Source organism: Moorena sp. SIO3B2 (genome assembly GCF_010692525.1).
In the GTDB taxonomy this organism is placed as follows: Bacteria; Cyanobacteriota; Cyanobacteriia; order Cyanobacteriales; family Coleofasciculaceae; genus Moorena; species Moorena producens.
Window position 1 is genome coordinate 1 of the sequence record NZ_JAAHHE010000676.1, and the last position, 2301, is coordinate 2301.

General features: G+C 44.1%; 3 protein-coding genes. 1 reads left to right on the top strand and 2 read right to left on the bottom strand.

Annotated elements, in window-relative coordinates:
* Window positions 1-99 precede the first annotated feature (99 nt).
* Entirely contained in the window at window positions 100-333 is a 234-nt protein-coding gene (locus F6K38_RS39695; protein ID WP_287254135.1) for a hypothetical protein, read from the top strand.
* 55 nt (window positions 334-388) lie between these two features.
* Here F6K38_RS39695 and F6K38_RS39700 read toward each other — a convergent pair whose 3' ends face one another.
* Together F6K38_RS39700 and F6K38_RS39705 are read right to left on the bottom strand one after the other, a co-directional pair.
* Window positions 389-649: a MoaD/ThiS family protein gene (locus F6K38_RS39700; RefSeq protein ID WP_009149283.1), complete on the bottom strand. Its 261-nt coding sequence runs from the start codon at window positions 647-649 to the stop codon at window positions 389-391.
* Between the two features lie 197 nt (window positions 650-846).
* The gene (locus F6K38_RS39705; RefSeq protein WP_287254133.1) at window positions 847-2058 is read right to left on the bottom strand and encodes an RNA-guided endonuclease InsQ/TnpB family protein; all 1212 of its coding nucleotides are present in this window, start codon (window positions 2056-2058) and stop codon (window positions 847-849) included.
* Between the last annotated feature and the right edge of the window lie 243 nt (window positions 2059-2301).

The following is a 2301-nucleotide window of genomic DNA, read 5'->3' on the forward strand; positions in this document are numbered from 1 at the left end:
ACAGAAAATAGTTAAAGTTTACCCATTGTCTGGGAAGATTTTGGCTCGAAGCAGTCTCAGCTAGGGTAGACGGGAATTTTTTTATCTTGATGACGAACTATGAAACTTTTAGAACCGCAGACCCAAACCCTGACTTGGAACAGCTCCCCTAATCCCAACTTAGATCAGTCCCAGGAAGCGTTCCAACCTGGCACTTGGGTAAGTCTGTTAGAGCTACCTAATCCCTATAGCTTTGATGAAGCGCTACTGCTGTGCCAGATTTCAGAAGACCAGTGGGTATCCTGGATTCCTGATCATGGTGAAGCAACCCTACATATCAGTCAATTTTTCTGAGTTTTTCTAGAAACACAGCCCTTGGAGGCAAAAGGCTTGCAGGCACAATAATCGATTAGCCACCGCTCACAGGAGGAATCAGAACCACTTCATCCCCATCTTGCAAGGGGGTATCGGGGGGAACAAATTGCAGATTGATGCCAAAGCGGGTCACTTCACGCCATTGCTCCAGCTCTGGGTGTTCACTCAGTAAACGGTCTAGCACCGCTGATACTGATGTTTGAGGAGGAAATCCTAACTGGAGTTCTGGCAAGCCATAGGTTTCTTGATAGGCAGCAAAAAGCTTGACTGTAACGGTAATTGATGGTTCAGACATAGATAAAGTAGTTATCAAGCTCCCTAATTGCTGTGAATTTGCTATTTTTTTGTGTTAAATGCTGTTTGATGTTTTTTCCCTGACGAGACTCAGACCCTTAGAAATATACTTTACAAATCAGATCAAGTAAGATAGATGCACCCTCATGACCAAAGCAGTATTGACCCTAATTCACGAGTATTTTAACACTCCCCGGTCTAAAGACGCGGGGATTCTTGCTTCATAGATTCGGCTTGCTCAACCTGGTCGGAACCAAGAAGAGTAGAGGCTAAATCTCCACAAGAGTTCGGGTCGATGACCCAAGTTCCGGTGTGCCCCACCGTACTCAAGGCTCTTTGGAGTATGTTTATGGCGGCGTTGTGGTCTCTATCTAGCTGACACCCACACTTGCAAGTGTGAGTCCTAGTTGACAGAGATTTCTTCACTACCTCGCCACACTCAGAGCAACTCTGGCTAGTGTAGGCGGGGTTGACTGCAACAGTTATCCTGCCGAATTTTTTACCAAAATGCTCCAACCATTTCCTGAATTGATACCAACCTGCATCATTAATAGACTTGGCAAGACAATGGTTCTTAACCAGGTTCTTAACCCTCAAATCTTCATAGGCGACCAAATCGTTAGATCGGATTACGCAACGTGCCAGTCTCTTAGCATGTTCTTTACGCTGCCTACTTATTTTTAGGTGTGTCCTGCCTAGTTTATTGATGGCTTTTTTTCGGTTGGCAGAGCCTTTCTTTTTTCGGGAAACTCGCCGCTGATAAAATTTCAGCCGTTTCTCTCCTGTTCGATAAAATCTTGGATTAGGCTCGGAATTCCCGTCGGAATCTGTATAAAATTCTTTTAGTCCGACATCCAGGCCAACAGTGTTTCCGCTTGGTTTGAGTTTTTCGTGTTTTACAACTGAAACACAGAACTGAACGTAATACCCGTCAGCCCGACGTACTATCCGAACCCTCTTTATTTGCTTCTTGTCGAAGCGCCATAAGTCCCATTTACCTTTGAGCTTGAGCTTTCCGATCCCTTTTTTATCACTGAATACGATCGACTTTTTGTCGGGAGATAATTTCCAACCTGACTGCTTATATTCAACCGATCGGCAGTTTTTCTGGAACTTTGGAAAGCCTTTCTTTCCTGGTACTTTTTTCTTGCAGTTATCGTAGAAACGGGCGATCGATGACCATGCCCGCTCAGAGGCAGCCTGACGGGCAGTAGAGTTCAATTCATTCGCAAAAGGGAACTGTTTGGCTAAGACCTTGCAATATTTACTGAGGTCGTACTTACCTGTTCCCTTTTTGTCCATCCAAAGACGAATACAAGAATTTCGGATGAATTTGACTGTCCGAATTGCTTCATCAATGGCTTTATATTGGGGCTTTTTGCCGTACGCTTTGAACTCAATTATGATCATCGGATATCGACCCTTTCCGTTACTACTTTATAGTACCACACTCAGCGACAAACGTTAGGATAAATCCAAAAAAAAGCTGTCCAAGGACGGGGCGCGATTACCAAAAATTTTTGGTAATCAACTCCCTAGTCCAGGGGAAACGCATCTTATTTTTGTACATGCTGGCGGGGTCAGGATTTCAGCGATCGAGTTCTGTTTGAAATCAATTGATTAAATCCTTACTGGATAAGGGTTTTGCAATTT

Excerpts from the sequence above, each read along its gene's own strand:
- F6K38_RS39695 (WP_287254135.1), top strand. The coding sequence starts at position 100 with ATGAAACTTTTAGAACCGCAGACCCAAACCCTGACTTGGAACAGCTCC.
- F6K38_RS39700 (WP_009149283.1), bottom strand. The coding sequence starts at position 649 with ATGTCTGAACCATCAATTACCGTTACAGTCAAGCTTTTTGCTGCCTAT.
- F6K38_RS39705 (WP_287254133.1), bottom strand. The coding sequence starts at position 2,058 with ATGATCATAATTGAGTTCAAAGCGTACGGCAAAAAGCCCCAATATAAA.